Genomic DNA, 20,058 nt, shown 5'->3' with positions numbered 1-20,058 from the left:
CCATGACAGCAGAACTCAAGAGCACCACAGAAGGCAGCACGATGGTGCTGACGCTTTCCAACCCATCGCAGCGCAATGCACTCGGGCCCGAGATGTACGCGGCCGGTATCGAGGCGCTCAACGGCGCCGAGAACAGCAACGAGATCCGAAGCGTCGTCTTCGTCGGCGAAGGCAAATGGTTCTGCGCCGGTGGATCGCTGCAACGGCTCCAGAACAATCGGGCGCTCGATCCCTCGGTGCAGGCCGAAAGCATCGAGGCGCTGCACACATGGATCGACACGATCCGCACCTTTCCCAAGCCCGTCATCGCCGCGGTCGAAGGGGCCGCTGCAGGTGCCGGCTTTTCGCTGGCGCTGGCCTGCGACTTGGTCGTTTCGGCGCGTGACGCAGTGTTCGCGGCGTCGTACAGCAATGTCGCACTCTCGCCCGATGGCGGCCTGAGCTGGCACCTCGGCCGGGCGCTGCCCCGACAACTGGCCAGCGAGTGGCTCATGCTGGGCGAGCGCCTCGATGCGTCGCGCCTGCATGCGCTCGGACTCATCAACGAGATCACAGAAAACGGCCAGGCACTGTCGGGTGCGCTCGCGCTTGCCGCAAAGCTCAACGCGCGCGCGCCGAACTCGCTGGCAAGCATCAAGGAACTGCTCGGCGAGGCGCGCGGCTCGACACTCGTTTCTCACTTGTCGCAGGAACGTGATCACTTCGTCCGCAACCTTCATCACCCGAACGCGGGTATCGGCATTGCCGCCTTCCTCGGCAAACAGACGCCACGCTACGAATAGTGGGGGTCGCTCTCGCGACAACCCCAGCCCTTTCAGTCACCGACAGGACAGTCCATGGACGACCCCATTCTTACCATCGAAGAACGAGAAGCGATCAACGGTGGTCGCTGGTTTTCTTCCCTTTCCCCTTCACTGCGCCACGACATCCTCCGATGTGCATTCGTCAAACGCTACAAGGACGGCGACCTGATTGCCGCTCGCGGCGATCCGCCCGAGCAGTGGATCGCCTGCGCGAAGGGAGCGGTGCGCGTGAGTTCGACCGCCGTGTCGGGCAAGCAGGTCACGCTGACCTACGTGGAGCCGGGCATCTGGTTCGGCGATGTGGCGATCTTCGACGGAGACCGGCGCACGCACGATGCCTATGCGCATGGCGACTCGACGATCCTTTGCGTGGCGCGCGCGGACTTCCAGAAGATCCTGGCCAACCACGTCGAACTCTACGAAGCGCTCATGCGGCTTCAGGCGCGTCGCATTCGCCAGTTGTTCGGATTGGTCGAGGACCTCAATACGCTGCCCTTGCGCGCACGGCTCGCCAAGCAGCTCATTCATCTGGTTCGCAGCTATGGCGTGCCGAATCTCGAGGACGGCAGCCAGATGCGGATCGGGCTGCAGCTCGCGCAGGAAGAACTCGCACAGTTGCTCGGGGCGTCGCGTCAACGGGTCAACCAAGAACTCAAGGCCATGGAGCGCGAGGAAGCGATCCGCATCGAACCAGCCGGCCTGGTGGTGCTCGACCGCTCCGCGCTGATGCGCATTTCGGAAGCCGACGACCAATAACACCTCACATCAGAGACATGACCCAGGACTTCGACAAATTCGTCGGCACGCGTGCCGTCTCTCCGCAACACCTCGTCGACATCGACGCGCTAAGCGCTTGGCTCGAAAAGAACCTCGACGGATTCAAGGGTCCGCTCACGGTCGAGATGTTCAAGGGCGGCCAGTCCAACCCGACCTACAAGCTCATCACGCCTACGCAAAGCTACGTGATGCGCGCAAAGCCGGGTCCGGTCGCCAAGCTGCTGCCGTCCGCGCATGCCGTCGAACGCGAATTCAAGGTCATGAGCGGCCTTGCAGGCACCGACGTGCCGGTGCCGCGCATGTATTGCCTGTGCGAAGACGAAGCCGTGATCGGCCGCGCCTTCTACGTCATGGAGTTCATGTCGGGCCGGGTGCTGTGGGACCAGGCCCTGCCCGGCATGAGCAACACCGAACGCGCCGCGATCTACGACGAGATGAACCGTGTGATCGCTGCGCTGCATTCGGTGAAGTTCGCCGAACGTGGCTTGGCCGACTACGGCAAGCCCGGCAACTACTTCGAACGCCAGATCGGCCGCTGGAGCAAGCAGTACGTCGCGTCGATCACGCAGCCGATTCCCGAAATGGACCGGCTCATGGAATGGCTGCCGGCGCATATTCCGGCCAGCGCTCGCGACGCGAAGATGACATCGATCGTCCACGGCGATTACCGCCTCGACAACCTGATGTTCCATGCCACCGAGCCGCGCGCGATCGCGGTGCTCGACTGGGAACTCTCCACGCTCGGACATCCGCTCGCCGACTTCAGCTACCACTGCATGTCGTGGCACATCCCGCCCGGCTCGTTCCGCGGCATCGGCGGCCTCGACCTCAAGAGCCTTGGTATCCCGACCGAGAGCGAATACATCCGCAAATACTGCGACCGCACCGGCATCACGACGCCCGAAGCACTCGCACCCGACTGGAACTTCTACCAGGCCTACAACCTGTTCCGCATGGCCGCGATCCTGCAAGGCATTGCCAAGCGGGTCGAAGCCGGCACCGCGTCGAGCGAGCAAGCCGTGGCCTCAGGCCGCGGTGCGAGACCGATGGCCGAAATGGCATGGCAATTCGCCCAGCGCGCATGAGCCCGGCGATGAAAGCCTGAACCCTTACCCACCCAGGAGACGAAATGGACTTCGAATACTCGGCCAAAACCAAAGACTTGCAGAGGCGCGTCACGGCCTTCATGGAAGACCACATCTACCCGGCAGAAGCCGAGTACACGGCGGAGCTGGCGGCCAACACGGCGGCCGGCAAGCGCTGGACTGCGCTCAACACCGTCGAGAAGGTCAAGACGAAGGCCAAGGCCCAGGGCCTGTGGAACCTCTTCCTGCCGGTCGACAGCGCCGCTGCATCGGGCTATGAAGGCGCGGGCCTGACCAACCAGGAATACGCGCCCCTGGCCGAAATCATGGGTCGAGTGCCATGGGCGAGCGAGGCTTTCAACTGCTCGGCACCCGACACCGGCAACATGGAGACCATCGCGCGCTACGGCTCCGATGAGATCAAGGCACGCTGGCTCAAGCCGCTGCTCGAAGGCGAGATCCGCTCGGCGTTCGCGATGACCGAGCCCGAAGTGGCATCCAGCGATGCCACCAACATCTCGACCCGCATCGAGCGCCAGGGCGACGAGTACGTCATCAATGGCCACAAGTGGTGGATTTCCGGCGCTGCAGACCCGCGCTGCGCGGTCTACATCACCATGGGCAAGACGGAACCCGATGCACCGAAGCACTCGCAGCAGAGCATGGTCATCGTGCCGGCCGACGCTAAGGGCATTCGCATCGTGCGGCCGCTCAATGTCATGGGCTACGACGACGCGCCGCACGGCCACGTCGAGATGTACTTCGAGAATGTTCGCGTCCCCGTCGGCAACATCCTGCTCGGTGAAGGCCGCGGCTTCGAGATCGCGCAAGGCCGCCTTGGCCCGGGACGCATTCACCATTGCATGCGCCTGATCGGCCTGGCCGAGCGCGCCTTGGAACTGATGTGCAAGCGCGCCTCCTCGCGCGTGGCTTTCGGCAAGACCGTGGCATCGCAGACCGTGACGCAGGAACGCATCGCCGAAGCGCGCTGCAAGATCGACATGGCGCGGCTGCTGACGCTCAAGGCGGCATGGCTCATGGACGTTGCGGGCAACAAGGTCGCCAAGACCGAAATCGCGATGATCAAGGTGGTGGCGCCGAACATGGCCTGCCAGGTCATCGATTGGGCCATGCAGGTCCACGGCGGCGGCGGCATGTGCGACGACTTCCCGCTCGCCTATGCCTACGCCGGCGCGCGCACGCTGCGTTTTGCGGACGGCCCGGACGAAGTCCACCGCAATGCCATCGCGAAGTGGGAACTGGGCAAGTACGCGCCCAGCAAGGCCGACGACGCAATGCCAGTCACGAGGTTTTAAAGCTCGCCCCCAGGTTGCCCGCACTTCGTGTCGGGCGCCCACCCCCTGCCGGGGGCAACACCAGCGGCCCGGCGAAGCCGGTTCCGCGGTGTTTCACCAACGGGCCGGGTTTCTCCGGCCATTGATCTCGGTCCCGATCAAAGCTTCTTCTGCAGGAAGACGGCGGTGCCGAAGGCCGGGTCGAGTTGGTAGTTCGCAAAGCCTTCGCGCTCATACGCCCGAAGCGCGCTCCGGTTTCCCGAAAGCACTTCCAGCGTGAGCTTGCACGCACCGCGATTTCGCGCCTCGGCCTCCACGTGGGTGAGCATCTGCTGGGCGACCCGCTGCCCCCGATGCGCGGCCAAGACCACGACGTCATGGACGTTGACGAGCGGCTTGCACGCAAATGTCGAGAAGCCCTCGATGCAATTGATGAGGCCGACGGGTTGCTCTCCGTCGTAGGCCAGCACGCTGAAGGCTTGCGGCCGTGCTGCCAACGCTTCGGGCAATTCGGCAAGTACGCTGGAGGCAAGCGGCGTGCCGCCGCCCGCGGGATCGCGCGCGTAGGCGTCGAGCAGGTCGACAAGGGCGCGTGCGTGCACAGGATTGCGGTAGTCCGCCATCAAGACGTCAATCATGGCGAGCGTCAACCTGCTTCGACCGCAGCGACCAGCCGTCGGGCGCAAGCCTCGGCCTGCGCGGCGTCCTTGGCCTCGACCATCACACGCAGTAGCGGCTCGGTGCCACTGGCCCGAATCAGCACGCGGCCCGAGTCGCCCAGTTCAGCCTCGGCGCGCTCGGTTTCGGCCGCGAGGGTCCGGTTGGCCTTCCAGTCCTGACCTTCGGTCAGGCGCACGTTGATGAGGGTTTGCGGAAAGAGCGTCACGCCGGCCAGCAGATCGGCCACGCTGCGACCGCTGCGCACGCAAGCCTGGAGCACCTGCAGTGCGCTGACGATGCCGTCGCCCGTGGTGTGGCGGTCCAAGGCCAGCAGGTGGCCGGAGCCTTCCCCGCCGAGCAGCCAGTTGCGCTTGTCGAGCTCTTCGAGCACATAGCGGTCGCCCACGCGGGCTCGCACGAACTCAATCCCTTGAGCCTTCAGGCCCACCTCGACGGCCTTGTTGGTCATCAGCGTGCCGACCACACCAGCAGGCTTCTCGCCGCGCGCGATGCGCTCCATGACCATCAGGTACAGCAGTTCGTCACCGTTGAAGAGCCGCCCGCTCGCGTCGACCAGTTGCAGGCGATCCGCGTCACCATCGAGCGCAATGCCGTAGTCGGCACCCTGCGCTTTCACGGCGTCGATCAATGCCTGCGGATGCGTCGCGCCGAAGCCCTTGTTGATGTTGAGTCCGTCGGGCGCGCAGCCGATGCTCGTCACTTCCGCACCCAGTTCGTGGAAGACGGCGGGTGCCACTTGGTAGGCCGCGCCATGCGCCGCGTCGACCACGAGCTTGTGATTCCGCAGCGTCAAATCGTTGGCGAACGTACTTTTGCAGAATTCGATGTACCGCCCGGGCGCGTCATTGAGCCGTCGCGCCTTGCCGAGATTTTTCGAATCCACCCAGACCGGTGCCTCATCGAGCACAGCCTCGACGGCCAATTCCCAGTCGTCGCTGAGCTTGGTGCCATGCGCACTGAAGAACTTGATGCCGTTGTCCGGATAGGCGTTGTGGCTGGCACTGATCACGACGCCCAGGCTCGCGCGCTGCGCACGCGTCAGGTAGGCCACGCCCGGCGTCGGCAGCGGGCCGAGCAGAACGACGTCCACGCCAGCCGAATTAAAGCCCGATTCGAGCGCCGACTCGAGCATGTATCCAGAGATGCGCGTGTCCTTGCCGATCAGCACGGTCGGCCGCGCCTCGGATTTCTTTAGCACGCGCCCCACGGCATGCGCCAGACGCAACACGAAGTCGGGCGTGATGGGCGCTTGGCCGACCGTCCCTCGAATGCCGTCGGTGCCGAAATATTGTCTTGTCATCGTTGTACTTCCTGTCTTTGTTGTTCTTGCTTCATCGCGCGCCAGACGGACAGCGCCGCCACGGTTTCACGCACATCATGCACGCGCACGATCGAAGCCCCCTGCTCCACCGCCAGCACCGCAGCAGCCACGCTGGGCACCAGGCGTTCGCCAGCCACTTCGATGCCGGTCACGGCACCCAGCGACGATTTTCGAGACCAGCCCGCGAGCACGGGCCAACCCGAGGCGAGCAGTTCGCGTTGACGACCCAGAAGGGCGAAATTCTGCGCGACGGTCTTGCCGAAGCCGATGCCCGGATCGAGCACGATCCGGTCGGCCTGAACGCCCAGCGCCGTCAGCGCCATGGCGTGCTCGGCCAGGAACGCATGCACGGCAGGAACGACATCGCCGCTCATGGGTGCGACTTGCATGGTCTGCGGATCGCGGTGCATGTGCAGCAGGCAAACACCGCATGACGGATGAGCCGCCACAGCCCCCATCGCGCCGGGCCGCCGCAGCGCCCAGACATCGTTGACGATATCCGCACCGAGGTCCAGCACCACACGCATCACCTCGGACTTGTAGGTGTCGACGGAGATCGGCACTCCGAGCTTCACCGCTTCGCGCACCACGGGCACGACGCGCGCCAACTCTGCATCGAGAGGGACGGCAGGACTGCCCGGACGGGTCGATTCGCCCCCGATGTCCAGGATGTCCGCGCCCTCCTCGACCAGCTGCGCGCAGTGACGCACCGCCGCATCGGCCGACGCATGGGCGCCGCCATCGGAGAAAGAATCGGGCGTGACGTTGACGATGCCCATCACCTTGGGCTGCGTCAGATCGATCGCGAATCGCGAGGTCCGCCAAATCACCGTCATTCCGCGGCTCCATGAAAAAACGGGGCCAGAGGCCCCGTTGATCGCCAAAGCGCCATGCTCAGGCCGCGGTCGGCGTCGGATCGGGATTCACCGCCGGCGTCCCGCCGCTGCCGCCGCCACTGCCGGACGGCGGAATGCGCGGCGTCCAGTCCTTGGGCGGACGCGGCGCACGACCAGCCATGATGTCGTCGAGTTGCTCCGTGTCGATGGTTTCCCATTCGAGCAGCGCCTTCGCCATCGCGTGCATCTTGTCGCTGTTCTCTTCAATCAAGCGACGCGCCAGAGCGTACTGCTCGTCGATGATGCGGCGGACTTCGGCATCGACCTTCTGCATGGTCGACTCGCTCATGTTGGTGGTCTTGGTGACCGAGCGGCCGAGGAACACCTCGCCCTCGTTCTCGGCGTAGACCATCGGACCCAGCGATTCAGTCATGCCGTAGCGCATCACCATGTCGCGAGCGATTTGGGTTGCTCGCTCGAAGTCGTTGCTGGCGCCCGTCGTCATCTGGTGCATGAAGACTTCTTCGGCAATACGACCACCGAACAGCATGCTGATCTGGTTGAGCATGTATTCGCGGTCGTAGCTGTAGCGGTCTTGCGCAGGCAGGCTCATCGTCACGCCGAGGGCACGGCCCCGCGGGATGATGGTGACCTTGTGCACCGGGTCGCACTTGGGCAGGAGCTTGCCGATCAGCGCGTGGCCGGACTCGTGATAGGCCGTGTTGCGGCGCTCTTCCTCGGGCATGACCATGCTCTTGCGCTCGGGGCCCATGAAGATCTTGTCCTTGGCCTTCTCGAAGTCCTGCATCTCGACCACGCGCGCATTGCGGCGCGCGGCCATCAGCGCGGCTTCATTGCAGAGGTTGGCCAGATCGGCGCCCGACATGCCGGGCGTGCCGCGCGCGATGATGCTGGGATTGACGTCCTGCCCCAGCGGCACTTTGCGCATATGGACGTTGAGGATCTGTTCGCGGCCCCGAATGTCCGGCAAGGTCACATAGACCTGACGGTCGAAGCGGCCCGGACGCAGCAGCGCGGCGTCGAGGATGTCCGGGCGATTGGTCGCGGCGACGACGATCACACCAAGGTTGGTCTCGAAGCCGTCCATCTCGACCAGCATCTGGTTGAGGGTCTGCTCTCGTTCGTCGTTGCCGCCGCCCAAGCCGGCACCACGCTGGCGGCCGACTGCATCGATTTCGTCGATGAAGATGATGCAGGGGGCGTTCTTCTTGGCGTTCTCGAACATGTCGCGAACACGCGCAGCACCCACGCCGACGAACATTTCGACGAAGTCGGAACCGGAAATCGAGAAGAACGGAACCTTGGCTTCACCGGCGATGCTCTTTGCCAGCAGCGTCTTGCCGGTGCCCGGAGGGCCAACCAGCAGCAGGCCACGCGGGATGCGACCGCCGAGCTTCTGGAACTTGGCCGGGTCCTTCAGGAAATCGACGACTTCCTTCACCTCTTCCTTGGCCTCGTCGCAGCCCGCGACGTCGGCGAAAGTCACCTGGTTGTTGTTCTCGTCCAGCATGCGCGCCTTGCTCTTGCCGAAGCTGAATGCGCCACCTTTGCCGCCCCCCTGCATCTGCCGCATGAAGTAGACCCACACGCCGATCAGGAGCAGCATCGGCCCCCAGCTCACCAGCAGCGTCATGAGGAGCGAGCCCTCTTCGCGCGGCTTGACGTCGAACTTGACGTTGTTGGCGATCAGGTCGCCGACCAGGCCCCGATCGAGATAGGTGGCCGTCGTTCGGATCTTGCGGTCGTCATTGGTGATCGCAACGATCTCGCTGCCGCCTTGGCCTTCCTGGATCGTGGCGCTCTTGATGCGGTTATTGCGCACCTCCTCGAGGAAGTCCGAATAGCCGATGTTGCCTGCGCCGGCAACGCCGCGGGTGTCGAACTGCTTGAACACAGTGAACAACACCATCGCAATGACGAGCCATACGGCAACTTTGGAAAACCACTGATTGTTCAAACGAAGCTCCAGTCGAAAGCGCGTGGCTGAAAAACTAAAAACGCGCTGTGGGCACGCAATTGGCGGCTATTTTAGGCTTTTCAACCTGCGAAACAGGCTGATTTCCCTATAGCAGCCATAGGAGGCAAGCGGTTTTAGGGGGTGGCATCCACAACAGCCTGCGGTATCAATTCGTATCCAGGGCCTTGAGCCCGATGCCCACCATGAAGGTTTCCGCGGACTTATCGCGCGAAGCCTTGGGTTTAAAGGGTTTTACGACGCGAAAGTTGTCCTTGAAAAGCTTCGTCAGGTCGTTATAGCCGCTGCCGTGAAACAGCTTGGCGACCAGCGTTCCTTCAGGCTTCATGTGGTGACGGGCGAAGTCGATCGCAAGTTCGATCAGGTGCGCGATGCGTGCGGTGTCAGCGGACGCGATGCCGGAGAGATTCGGCGCCATATCGGAAACGACCACATCCGCCAGCCGTCCGGACATCGCCTCGGACAACCGCTCCAGCACCTCGGCCTCACGGAAATCTCCCTGCAGGAAGGTCACTCCCTCGATCGGCTCCATCGGAAGGATGTCGAGCGCGATGATGGTGCCGGCAAGTTCTCCCGCAGCCGCTCCGCCGGGCGACAGCCGCCGCCGCACATATTGGCTCCAGGCTCCCGGCGTCGAGCCCAGATCGACCACCAGGTGGCCAGGTTTGATCAGGCTCAAGCTTTCGTCGATTTCCTTCAATTTGTAGGCCGCGCGAGCTCTGTAGCCCTCTCGCGCGGCGAGTTTGACGTAGGGGTCATTCACATGGTCGTGCAGCCACGCTTTGTTGACCTTCTTGGCTTTCGGTTTGGGATTCATTGACACTCGATAATACGGGGATGCCCGCCATTCAACTTACCCCTGCGCAGCGCAAGGTGCACCGCTCCGAAGCGCACCATCTGGACCCGATCGTCATGATCGGCGGTGACGGGCTGACGCCAGCCGTGAAGAAGGAAGCCGACGCCGCGCTCAAGGCCCACGGCCTGATCAAGGTGCGCGTCTTCTCCGACGACCGAACCGCCCGCGAAGCCATGCTCCAGACATTGGCCGACGAGTTGGGCGCTGCACCGATCCAGCACATCGGCAAGCTGCTCGTCCTCTGGCGGCCCATTCCGCCGAGAGAACGCGAAATCGACGAAGACCGCATGCCCGGCCCGCGCGACGTCAAGGTCATCAAATACAGCAAGCGCGCCGGCCAACGCCCTGAAATCAAGACCCTGCGCGTGCTTGGCAATCAGCGGCTCACTCCTGGCGGCACGATCAAGCGCGCCAAGGCGAAGAAGCCCCTGTCCGACAAGAAACGGCGCCAGGCGGATTGAGGATGCAGCCCGAGACCGCGGCAGGACCGCAGCGACACATCCTGTGCATGAAATGGGGCACCAAGTACGGGCCCGAATACGTCAATCGCCTCTATGCCATGGTGCGCCGGCACCTGAGTGGGGATTTCAAGTTCGTCTGCCTGACAGACGACAGCCAGGGCATCCGGAGCGAGGTCCAGTGTTTTCCGATTCCGCCCCTGGATCTGGAATTGGCGCCGGGCCAGGTTGATCGGGCCTGGAAGAAGCTGACCACTTTCGAGCAAGACCTCCACGGGCTGCGTGGTACGGCGCTCTTCGTCGACCTGGACGTTGTCGTGGTCGGCAGCCTCGACGAATTCTTCGAATACCCGGGTGAGTTCCTGATCATTCACGACTATGAACGCCCGTGGCGGCGACGGCGAATCACCGGGAACTCATCCGTGTACCGCTTCGAACTGGGTGCGCACCCCGACGTTCTCGCCCACTTTCGCGAGAACATGGACGCGGTGCAGGACCAGTTCCGCAATGAGCAGACCTACTTGTCGGACTTCATGTACCGCAAGGGCACACTGGCTTACTGGCCGGAGGCGTGGTGCCCGAGCTTCAAGTACCACGGGATCCCGGCCTGGCCAACCAACTATTGGCGCGAGCCTTTCGTGCCGGAGGGCGCGAAGATCATGGTTTTCCATGGGGAATGCAATCCGCCCGATGCGCTGGCCGGACGACGCAATCGCCGCTTCCGGTTCATCCGGCCGGCGCGCTGGATCACGCAGTTCTGGAAGGCCTGATCGCAGGCCGGGCGCTCCGCGGGGGCTCTGATCAGCCGCGGCGCGGGCCCATGCGCCAGAGCAAGGCGCCCGCACAGGCCCATTGCCCCAGGTACATGGCACTCCCCAGGGAATGCCAAAGCTTGAGGTTTTCGCGCGCCATGATGTGCGGTGCGACCGCGTATTGCTGCAACAGGGCGAGCAGCATCGCAGTGATGACCAGGAAGACGGCGGTTCGCGCGGCTGGCGTTACGCGCTCGTCGGCCTGCGAGCGAAAGCGCATCAGCAGTATCAGGCCGCACGTCAACGCCACCCAAGTCTGCGCCGCGAACAATTGCCCCGCGAAATTGCCCGCAACTGCCAGGCTGTCGAGATTCGCAAAAAGCATCGGCACGACAAGAAAACCGATCGTCGTCAGGCTCCCCCACCAAAAGGCAGCCAGCAAGAGCGCGACGCGATCCTTCATCCAACCCAAGCTCAGAGGTAGCTGACGGCCACGATTTCGTAGCGTTTCACGCCGCCGGGCGCCTGGACTTCGGCGGTATCGCCCTCTTCCTTGCCGATCAGCGCACGGGCAATCGGGCTCGATACATTGATCAGGCCCTGTTTCAGGTCGGCCTCGTCCTCGCCCACGATCTGGTACTTGACGGCTTCGCCGGTCTTCTCTTCTTCCAGTTCCACGGTGGAACCGAAGACCACCTTGCCCCCCGCATCGAGCTCGGACGGATCGATGATCTGCGCCGCCGACAGCTTGCCCTCGATGTCCTGGATGCGACCCTCGATGAAGCCCTGGCGGTCCTTGGCGGCTTCGTATTCAGCGTTTTCGCTGATGTCACCCTGCGCGCGGGCTTCCGCGATCGAATTGATGACGCCGGGGCGGTCGACGGTCTTGAGCCTTTGCAGCTCTTCGCGCAGCTTCTCGGCGCCGCGCTTGGTGATGGGAATGGTTGCCATGGGGTTGCTCCAGAAAGCGAAACCGCCGAACGCTGCCGTTCGGCGGTTGAAGGGAGAGAAAAGATCAGACGAGCTTGCGTCCGGTCAGCCGGCTCAGAATGGCGAGCGGGCTCGATTCGGGATTGTATTGCCTCGCGGCGGGCAGATGCAGCGTCTGTTCGAGCATGTACTGCCCGGACATGACGGCGTGGGAAGTCTGGTCCGAGAAGCAAACCCAGACCGAACCCGCCGGAAACGGCACCGTTTCCTGCTCGGCGTTCTTCTGGTATTCGAGGTCGGACTTCATGCCGTCGTGCAGTTGCAGCATGAGGTGGTCGTATTCGCTGCGCAGCGACTTCGTCACGCGCAGGGCGCGGAGCAGCTTCGCCTGCAAGGACGAATACGGCTTGGCTCGCGGAAGGAACCGCCGAGCAACCGTCTCGAAAGGCTCACCAACCCGCCAAACGCGCGGTGCGCCATCGGGGTTGGCGTTGGTGAACACGCGCAGGATTCTCTCGCCGTAGTTCGGACGCGAAGGAAAGGCGTCCACGTGCAGTCGACGGTCATCGGCTCGCCATGACTGAACCCGCGTTTCAACTTGTGCCGGACGATAGCTGGTCGGCGCGAGTCGCAAAGCCGGTGTGTAGTGCGGCAGCAGGCCGTGAATCAACTGCTGGGCCTGTGCACGGAAACGTCCGATCATCGCAGCGACCGCGCGCTGGCGCTCTTCGTCGCCCGCCACGCCCTTCAGACGTCCATTGGCATCGAGGCTGATGTTGCGAACATCGGGCGACAGGACCGCCGGCGTCAGCAACGACCGCTCCTGCGGCAGCAGGTCAAATCCGAGTCGTGGGAAATACAGAACCTTGCCGGCTTCAAGCGCGGCGATCCACGCTTCGTTCGCCGAAGCAGCATCCCAGTCCGCCAGATCGAGTTCTACGAGCTGGGTGTCCATACAAAGTCTCCTTCGACTGCATTCTGTGGTCATCTCGATCGCAAAGCCTTGCGCTTCATCAGAAACCAAGCGCAGCGAGGCCCGTTCCAGGAACACCGCGGAACCGGCTCCGCCGGGCCGCTGGTGTTGCCCGGCAGGGGGTGGGCGGCTACACGGAGTGAGCCAACCTGGGGGCGAGCAACTGGCTGTGCATCTCCTGGACTGAAATGACGTCGAGGTCATTCATGTGCCGCATGCCCTCGACGGCCGCTTCAGCGCCGAAGATGGTCGTGAACGTCGTCACACGCGCCAGAAGCGCAGAGGTGCGAATCTGGCGCGAGTCGGCGATCGCATTGCGCCGCTCTTCCACCGTGTTGATGACCAGCGCAATCTCATTGTTCTTGATCATGTCGACGATGTGCGGACGGCCTTCGGTGACCTTGTTGACGACCGCGCAAGCGACACCCGCTGCATTGATTGCCGCCGCGGTGCCCTTGGTCGCAATGAGCTCGAAACCCAGCGCGGCCAGCCCGCGCGCGACATCCACTGCGCGCGGCTTGTCGTTGTTCTTCACCGAAATGAAGACACGGCCGGACTTCGGCAGGTGCGTGCCGGCGCCCAGTTGCGACTTGACGAAGGCTTCGCCGAAGGTCTTGCCCACGCCCATCACTTCGCCGGTCGACTTCATCTCGGGGCCGAGGATGGTGTCCACGCCCGGAAACTTCACGAACGGGAACACGGCTTCCTTGACGCTGAAATACGGCGGCGTGACTTCCTTCGTAACGCCCTGCGAGGTCAGCGACTGGCCGGCCATGCAGCGAGCGGCTACCTTGGCCAGCTGGATCCCTGTCGCCTTGCTCACGTAAGGCACGGTGCGGGAAGCGCGCGGATTCACTTCTAGAACGTAGATTACGTCCTGGCCGTCCTTCTCCTGGATCGCGAACTGCACGTTCATCAGGCCGACCACGTTCAGCGCCTTCGCCATCGCAGCGCTCTGGCGCTTGAGTTCAGCGATGGTCTCGGCCTTCAGGCTGTAGGGCGGCAAGGAGCACGCGGAATCGCCCGAGTGCACACCGGCCTGCTCGATGTGCTCCATCACACCGCCGATGAGCGTATTGCCTTCCGCATCACGCAGGCAGTCGACATCGCATTCGACGGCGTCGTTCAGGAAGCGGTCCAGCAGCACCGGCGAATCGTTGCTCACTTTCACGGCCTCGCGCATGTAGCGTTCGAGGTCGCGCTGCTCGTGGACGATTTCCATAGCGCGGCCGCCCAGCACGTAACTCGGACGCACCACCAGCGGATACCCCAGCGCAGCAGCTTTCTCGAGCGCCTCGGCTTCGGTGCGAGCGGTGGCGTTCGGCGGCTGGCGCAGCTTGAGCTCATGGAGCAGCTTCTGGAAGCGTTCGCGGTCTTCGGCCGCGTCGATCATGTCGGGCGAAGTGCCAATGATCGGCACGCCGTTGGCTTCCAGGTCGAGCGCGAGCTTGAGCGGCGTCTGGCCGCCGTACTGCACGATCACGCCGGTCGGCTTTTCCTTGTCGACGATTTCGAGCACGTCTTCGAGCGTGAGCGGCTCGAAGTACAGGCGGTCGCTGGTGTCGTAGTCCGTCGATACCGTTTCGGGATTGCAGTTGACCATGATGGTCTCGTAGCCGTCCTCGCGCATCGCCAGCGCGGCGTGCACGCAGCAGTAGTCGAATTCGATGCCCTGCCCGATGCGGTTGGGACCGCCGCCGAGCACCATGATCTTCTTCTTGCTGGTGGGTTCGGCCTCGCACTCGTCCTCGTAGGTCGAATACATGTAGGCGGTGTTGGTCGCGAATTCGGCCGCACAGGTGTCGACGCGCTTGTAGACCGGGCGGACACCCAGTGCGCGGCGCTTTTCGCGGATCGCGGTGTCGGTGGTCTTCAACTGGCGCGCGAGGCGGCGGTCGGAGAAGCCCTTCTTCTTGAGCGCAAGCAGCGTATCGCGGTCGATATCGTCGAGGGACTTGGTTTCGAGTTCGAGCTCGATCTTCACGATTTCCTCGATCTGCACGAGGAACCAGGGATCGATCTTCGTCAGGGCGAAGACTTCGTCCACGCTCAGGCCCATCGCGAAGGCATCGCCGACATACCAGATGCGGTCGGGGCCGGGCTCGCCGAGTTCCTTTTCGAGAACCTCGCGGTCCTGCGTCTTCTCGTTGAGACCGTCCACGCCGACTTCGAGGCCACGCAGGGCTTTCTGGAACGACTCCTGGAAGGTGCGGCCCATGGCCATCACCTCGCCCACCGACTTCATCTGCGTCGTCAGGCGCGAATCGGCCTGCGGGAATTTCTCGAAGGCGAAGCGCGGGATCTTGGTGACCACGTAGTCAATGCTGGGCTCGAAACTCGCAGGCGTGGCGCCGCCGGTGATCTCGTTGCGCAGTTCGTCGAGCGTGTAGCCCACCGCCAGCTTGGCGGCAACCTTGGCAATCGGGAATCCCGTGGCCTTGGAGGCCAGCGCAGACGAACGCGAGACACGCGGATTCATCTCGATGACGACCATGCGGCCGTCCTTCGGGTTGATCGAGAACTGGACGTTCGAGCCGCCAGTATCGACGCCGATTTCGCGCAGCACGGCCAGCGAGGCATTGCGAAGGATCTGATATTCCTTGTCCGACAGCGTCTGCGCGGGCGCGACGGTGATCGAGTCGCCCGTGTGCACGCCCATTGGATCGAGGTTCTCGATCGAGCACACGATGATGCAGTTGTCGGCCTTGTCGCGCACGACTTCCATCTCGTACTCTTTCCAGCCGAGCAGCGATTCTTCGATCAGCAGCTCGTTGGTCGGCGAAGCCTCGAGGCCGCGCTTGCAGATGGTGTCGAACTCTTCGGGGTTGTAGGCAATCCCGCCGCCCGTGCCGCCGAGCGTGAAGCTGGGGCGGATCACCACCGGGAACCCGACGGTCTTCTGCACCGCCCAGGCTTCGTCGAGCGAATGCGCAATGCCGGAGCGCGCGGAGCCCAGGCCGATCTTGGTCATCGCGTCCTTGAACTTCAGGCGGTCCTCGGCCTTGTCGATGGCTTCAGGCGTGGCGCCGATCAGTTCGACCTTGTACTTGTCGAGCACGCCGTTGCGCCACAGGTCCAGCGCGCAGTTGAGCGCGGTCTGACCTCCCATGGTCGGCAGGATCGCGTCGGGACGCTCCTTGGCGATGATTTTCTCGACCGTCTGCCAAGTGATCGGCTCGATGTAGGTCACGTCGGCCGTGGCCGGGTCGGTCATGATCGTTGCGGGGTTGCTGTTGATCAGGATGACCTTGTAGCCCTCCTCGCGCAACGCCTTGCAGGCCTGCACGCCGGAGTAGTCGAATTCGCACGCCTGCCCGATGATGATCGGGCCGGCACCGATGATGAGGATGCTCTTGAGGTCTGTGCGCTTAGGCATTCTTCTGTCCTTCTTTGTGACTTTGCATGAGTGCCGTGAAGCGATCGAACAGATAGCCGATATCGTGCGGACCCGGCGAAGCCTCCGGGTGGCCCTGGAAGCAAAAGGCCGGCTTGTCGGTGCGTGCCAGCCCTTGCAGCGTGTTGTCGAACAGGCTGATGTGCGTGGGGCGCAGGTTGGCGGGCAGGCTCTTCTCGTCGACCGCGAAGCCGTGGTTCTGGCTGGTGATGCTCACTCGGCCGTTGTCCAGGTCTTTCACCGGATGGTTGGCACCGTGATGGCCGAACTTCATCTTGAAGGTCTTCGCGCCCGAAGCCAGCGCCATGATCTGGTGGCCGAGGCAGATTCCGAAGACCGGGATGCCGGTTTCGATCAGTTCGCGCGTGGCGTTGATCGCGTAGTCGCAAGGCTCCGGGTCGCCCGGGCCGTTCGCCAGGAAGATGCCGTCGGGACGCAGCTTGAGCACGTCGGCGGCCGGTGTCTGTGCCGGTACGACGGTGATTCGCGCGCCGCGCTGGGCGATCATGCGCAGGATGTTCTTCTTGACGCCGTAGTCAAACGCGACGACGTGGAACTTGGGTGTGATCTGCACGCCGTAGCCGGCACCGAGCTTCCACTCGGTCTGCGTCCATTCATAGGTTTCCTTGACCGACACGACCTTGGCGAGATCGAGCCCTGACATGCTCGGCGCCGCCTTGGCTGCAGTAACCGCCTTGTCGATCAGTGCCTGGGAGACTGCTTCACCTTCGGCCAGCCCGAGGGTGCAGCCGTTCTGCGCGCCGTGCGTGCGCAGATGACGGGTCAGCTTCCGGGTGTCGATGTTGGCGATGGCGACGGTGTTGCCGCGCACGAGGTACTCGTTCAGTGTGGCGGTCCCGCGGAAGTTCGATGCAACGAGCGGCAGGTTCTTGATGATGAGGCCTGCGGCATGGATCTTGTCGGCCTCGATATCTTCCTCGTTGACGCCATAGTTGCCGATGTGCGGGTAGGTGAGCGTCACGATCTGCTGGCAGTAGCTCGGATCGGTCAGGATTTCCTGGTAACCGGTCATGGCGGTGTTGAACACCACTTCGCCAGTCGTGACGCCGGTGGCGCCGATCGAGTTGCCGAGAAAGACCGTGCCGTCTGCAAGCGCCAGGATGGCGGGCGGGAATTTTCCCTTGAGAGACAAAAGCACTGGGATCTCCGGATGGATGACGCCCAAAGCGAACCCAAGAAATGACTTTGGGCTGCGACTTTCGTCGAGGAGTTGGCTTGCGTGCGCTGAGGGCGAGGGTGTGAGCGGGAAAGCCCTTGATTATAGCCGTCGCCTGCTCAAGAAATGGCTCCGGCCGCGCTTGCATGCAAGCAGATCGCAGCGGCAGCGGCCACGTTGAGTGACTCTTCGCCGCCCGGTTGCGCGATCCTGATGTGCCGAGATGCGCGCGCCTCCAGTTCGGCCGAAACGCCCTGCCCTTCATGGCCCATCAACCATGCGCACGGGTGGGGCAATTGGGCTCGATGAAGCCAGTCGCCGCTGTGCGAACTGGTCGCGATGCAGGGCACAGTCAGCGTGTCCAATGCATTGATCTCTGCCGACTCGATCAGCCTGAGGCCGAAATGGGCACCCATGCCGGCGCGTAGCACCTTCGGCGCCCAGAGCGCGGCCGTTCCCTTCAGCGCGATGACCTGTGTAAATCCGAATGCGGCCGCGCTCCGCAAGATGGAGCCGACGTTGCCCGCATCCTGCAACCGGTCGAGCACCACGGTGGGCGCAGAAGGCTCGACGCCGGAGGGCAATGGCAAATCGAGCACGAAACCCATGGGCGCAGGCGACTCCAGGCCACTCACGCCGGCCAACAGCGCATCCGCGACCACAACGGTTTTCGCTGCCGCATTCGTCCATTCGCGTCCTGCCGATGGCCATTGCGACTCGACAAATACCGCAATCGCTGCCCGGACGCCGCGATCGCGGGCCGCCCGGCAAAGGTGATCGCCTTCGAGCCAGACGCGCCCCGTCTTCCGGTAGGCGCCAGGCTCGTGCGAAAGCTTCCGCAGTTCCTTGAGTAGCGGATTGTCCCGCGATGTCACGTGGCTGACTTCGGAAGTCACGAGGTCATCCGTATCTCGATACGAGCCGCCTGCACCACCATCTCGCTTGCGACGGGGGCGGCGGGCTCGACCGAGTTGGCCGTACGCATCAGGGCTGCTGCGACCGGGCTGAACGATTTCCGGTGATGCACGCAGGCGCCATGTCGCATCAACGCATCCAGGTGCTCGGGCGTGCCGTAACCCTTATGCCCTGCAAAGCCGTACTGTGGGAATTCAGCGTGCAGTTGCTCACACAGGCGATCGCGATGAACCTTCGCCAGGATCGACGCGGCCGAGATCGCCTTGACGCGGGCGTCGCCCCTGACGATGGCTTCTGCCAGCACGTCGAGCGTGGGCAGTCGATTGCCGTCGACCAGCACCTTGGCCGGCTTCAGCCGCAAACCCGCGACGGCACGCCGCATGGCAAGCATCGTCGCCTGGAGGATGTTGTGGGTATCGATTTCCTCGACGCTCGCCTGCGCCACGGAGCAGCACAAGGCCTTGGCGAGGATCTGGTCGTTGAGGCGCTCGCGCTGCAAGGCGGTCAGCGTCTTCGAGTCGGCGAGTCCGCGGATCGGACGCTGGTCGTCCAGAATGACCGCCGCGGCGACGACAGGCCCCGCCAGCGGGCCTCGGCCAGCCTCGTCGACGCCGGCGAGCAAGCCCGGCGCATCCCATGCCAGGGTGGCCTGTTCAGCCTTCAAGAACTTTCTGGATCGCATCGGCGCACAGTGTCGGCGTATCGCGGAGCAATTCTGTATGCAGCGCGCAAAAACGTTGTTGCAAGGCGTGAACCTTCTCGGGCGCAGCAAGCCACTCAAGCGTCGCTTCGGCCAGCGCCTGGGGCGTCGCGTTGTCCTGCAGCAGTTCAGGCACGACGAACTCGCCGGAGAGGATATTTGGCAGCCCGACCCACGGTTGAAGTTGCTTGTGCCGCATGACCAAGTTCCACGTCAGCGAGTTCACGCGGTATGAGATCACCATCGGCCGCTTGAACAGCGCGGCTTCGAGCGTGGCGGTGCCGCTGGCGATCAAGGTCACGTCGCAGGCGGCCAACGCGGGGTGCGATTGACCATCGAGCAACTTTACGTTCCCCGCCATCGCGCTGTCCTGCAGCAGTTGTTCCATTTCGGCGCGCAAGTTCGGAAGGACAGGCAGGATGAACTGAAGCGACTGCCGGGATTTGCGCATCAGCGCGGCGGCGGCAAAGAACAGCGGAGCGATGCGCCGGATCTCCGAACGCCGGCTTCCGGGGAAAAGCGCGACCACGGTCGCATCTGCGTCCAGTCCCAGGGATGTCCGGGCGGCAGCTTGGTCGGGCGCCATCGGAATGACGTTCGCGAGTGGATGGCCGACATAAGTGGCGGCCACCCCGTGCCTGGCGAGCAGTGCCGGCTCGAACGGGAAGATGCAAAGGACGTGGTCGGCAGCGGCGCGCAGCTTCTCCACGCGCTCCGGCCGCCACGCCCAAATCGAAGGACAGACGAAATGCGCCGTCTTCATGCCCCTGCTTCGCAGTGCCACCTCGAGGTCCAGGTTGAAATCCGGCGCGTCGACACCGATGAAGATGTCTGGTTGTTCGCGAAGCACTCGCGCCCGCAATTGCCGCCGGATGCCGGCAATCTCCGGATAGTGGCGCAGAACCTCCACGTAGCCACTGACGGCAAGCTTCTCCTGTGGCCACCAACTCTCGAATCCACGCGCGAGCATCCGCGGGCCGCCGATGCCGACCGATTTCATGTCGGGCCAACGTGCCTGCAGTCCGTCGAGGAGCAGGCTTGCAAGCAGGTCGCCCGATGCCTCTCCTGCGACCAGCGAGAAGCGTCGCGATACAGCCGCTGTCGTCATT

General features: G+C 63.6%; 19 protein-coding genes. 6 read left to right on the top strand and 13 right to left on the bottom strand.

Going from position 1 to position 20,058, the window contains the following annotated elements; all coding sequences use genetic code 11:
• Positions 1-2 precede the first annotated feature (2 nt).
• The 4 genes from AC1DHL_RS06305 to AC1DHL_RS06290 are packed head-to-tail and all read left to right on the top strand — an operon-like array spanning position 3 to position 3,981.
• Positions 3-782, top strand: a complete 780-nt coding sequence (locus AC1DHL_RS06305) for an oxepin-CoA hydrolase, alternative type (RefSeq protein ID WP_478161349.1) — start codon at positions 3-5, stop codon at positions 780-782.
• A gap of 54 nt (positions 783-836) precedes the next feature.
• Positions 837-1,559: a Crp/Fnr family transcriptional regulator gene (locus tag AC1DHL_RS06300; protein WP_478101226.1), complete on the top strand. Its 723-nt coding sequence runs from the start codon at positions 837-839 to the stop codon at positions 1,557-1,559.
• 17 nt (positions 1,560-1,576) lie between these two features.
• Complete coding sequence (locus AC1DHL_RS06295; protein ID WP_478161347.1) at positions 1,577-2,665, top strand: phosphotransferase; 1,089 nt, start codon at positions 1,577-1,579, stop codon at positions 2,663-2,665.
• 44 nt (positions 2,666-2,709) lie between these two features.
• A complete protein-coding gene (locus AC1DHL_RS06290; protein ID WP_478101230.1) occupies positions 2,710-3,981 on the top strand; it encodes an acyl-CoA dehydrogenase family protein in 1,272 nt (423 codons plus the stop codon).
• 137 nt (positions 3,982-4,118) lie between these two features.
• On the opposite strand, the gene AC1DHL_RS06285 is transcribed toward AC1DHL_RS06290, so the two are convergent.
• From AC1DHL_RS06285 to AC1DHL_RS06265, 5 genes are all read right to left on the bottom strand, one after another.
• Positions 4,119-4,598: a GNAT family N-acetyltransferase gene (locus AC1DHL_RS06285; RefSeq protein WP_478161345.1), complete on the bottom strand. Its 480-nt coding sequence runs from the start codon at positions 4,596-4,598 to the stop codon at positions 4,119-4,121.
• Between the two features lie 8 nt (positions 4,599-4,606).
• Positions 4,607-5,941: a phosphoglucosamine mutase gene (gene glmM / locus AC1DHL_RS06280; RefSeq protein ID WP_478161343.1), complete on the bottom strand. Its 1,335-nt coding sequence runs from the start codon at positions 5,939-5,941 to the stop codon at positions 4,607-4,609.
• Positions 5,938-6,792: a dihydropteroate synthase gene (gene folP, locus AC1DHL_RS06275; RefSeq protein ID WP_478161432.1), complete on the bottom strand. Its 855-nt coding sequence runs from the start codon at positions 6,790-6,792 to the stop codon at positions 5,938-5,940. The genes glmM and folP overlap by 4 nt, the downstream gene beginning before the upstream one ends.
• Positions 6,793-6,856: 64 nt before the next feature.
• Positions 6,857-8,776 (bottom strand): ATP-dependent zinc metalloprotease FtsH, encoded by a 1,920-nt coding sequence (ftsH, locus tag AC1DHL_RS06270; protein WP_478161341.1) that lies wholly within the window; start codon positions 8,774-8,776, stop codon positions 6,857-6,859.
• Positions 8,777-8,942: 166 nt separating this feature from the next.
• A complete protein-coding gene (locus tag AC1DHL_RS06265; protein WP_478101240.1) occupies positions 8,943-9,611 on the bottom strand; it encodes an RlmE family RNA methyltransferase in 669 nt (222 codons plus the stop codon).
• A gap of 20 nt (positions 9,612-9,631) precedes the next feature.
• Here AC1DHL_RS06265 and AC1DHL_RS06260 point away from each other — a divergent pair, with 20 nt between their 5' ends.
• Positions 9,632-10,111 carry a YhbY family RNA-binding protein gene (locus tag AC1DHL_RS06260; RefSeq protein WP_478101242.1) on the top strand — a complete coding sequence of 160 codons (480 nt, stop codon included), beginning with the start codon at positions 9,632-9,634 and terminating at the stop codon, positions 10,109-10,111.
• 2 nt (positions 10,112-10,113) lie between these two features.
• The gene (locus AC1DHL_RS06255; RefSeq protein WP_478101244.1) at positions 10,114-10,878 is read left to right on the top strand and encodes a glycosyltransferase; all 765 of its coding nucleotides are present in this window, start codon (positions 10,114-10,116) and stop codon (positions 10,876-10,878) included.
• Between the two features lie 31 nt (positions 10,879-10,909).
• On the opposite strand, the gene AC1DHL_RS06250 is transcribed toward AC1DHL_RS06255, so the two are convergent.
• The 8 genes from AC1DHL_RS06250 to lpxB all read right to left on the bottom strand — a co-directional run bounded on the left by AC1DHL_RS06250 (position 10,910) and on the right by lpxB (position 20,057).
• Positions 10,910-11,323 carry a DUF4149 domain-containing protein gene (locus AC1DHL_RS06250; RefSeq protein ID WP_478161339.1) on the bottom strand — a complete coding sequence of 138 codons (414 nt, stop codon included), beginning with the start codon at positions 11,321-11,323 and terminating at the stop codon, positions 10,910-10,912.
• A gap of 11 nt (positions 11,324-11,334) precedes the next feature.
• Positions 11,335-11,811 carry a transcription elongation factor GreA gene (gene greA / locus AC1DHL_RS06245; protein WP_478101248.1) on the bottom strand — a complete coding sequence of 159 codons (477 nt, stop codon included), beginning with the start codon at positions 11,809-11,811 and terminating at the stop codon, positions 11,335-11,337.
• A 64-nt stretch (positions 11,812-11,875) separates the two neighbouring features.
• Complete coding sequence (locus tag AC1DHL_RS06240; RefSeq protein WP_478161337.1) at positions 11,876-12,745, bottom strand: Kdo hydroxylase family protein; 870 nt, start codon at positions 12,743-12,745, stop codon at positions 11,876-11,878.
• A gap of 148 nt (positions 12,746-12,893) precedes the next feature.
• The gene (gene carB / locus AC1DHL_RS06235; RefSeq protein WP_478161335.1) at positions 12,894-16,139 is read right to left on the bottom strand and encodes a carbamoyl-phosphate synthase large subunit; all 3,246 of its coding nucleotides are present in this window, start codon (positions 16,137-16,139) and stop codon (positions 12,894-12,896) included.
• Positions 16,132-17,316, bottom strand: coding sequence for a glutamine-hydrolyzing carbamoyl-phosphate synthase small subunit (carA, locus tag AC1DHL_RS06230; RefSeq protein WP_478161333.1), 1,185 nt, complete (start codon positions 17,314-17,316; stop codon positions 16,132-16,134). Before carA ends, carB begins: the two co-directional genes overlap by 8 nt.
• A 137-nt stretch (positions 17,317-17,453) precedes the next feature.
• Positions 17,454-18,230: a TrmH family RNA methyltransferase gene (locus AC1DHL_RS06225; RefSeq protein WP_478101253.1), complete on the bottom strand. Its 777-nt coding sequence runs from the start codon at positions 18,228-18,230 to the stop codon at positions 17,454-17,456.
• Positions 18,227-18,931: a ribonuclease HII gene (rnhB, locus tag AC1DHL_RS06220; RefSeq protein ID WP_478101255.1), complete on the bottom strand. Its 705-nt coding sequence runs from the start codon at positions 18,929-18,931 to the stop codon at positions 18,227-18,229. The genes AC1DHL_RS06225 and rnhB overlap by 4 nt, the downstream gene beginning before the upstream one ends.
• Entirely contained in the window at positions 18,903-20,057 is a 1,155-nt protein-coding gene (gene lpxB / locus AC1DHL_RS06215; protein ID WP_478101257.1) for a lipid-A-disaccharide synthase, read from the bottom strand. The genes rnhB and lpxB overlap by 29 nt, the downstream gene beginning before the upstream one ends.
• Position 20,058: the final 1 nt, after the last annotated feature.

This window comes from Variovorax sp. 10L426, assembly GCF_056395305.1.
The sequence above is the reverse complement of the archived record's forward strand: the minus strand, read 5'-3'. Positions and strand labels throughout refer to the sequence as shown.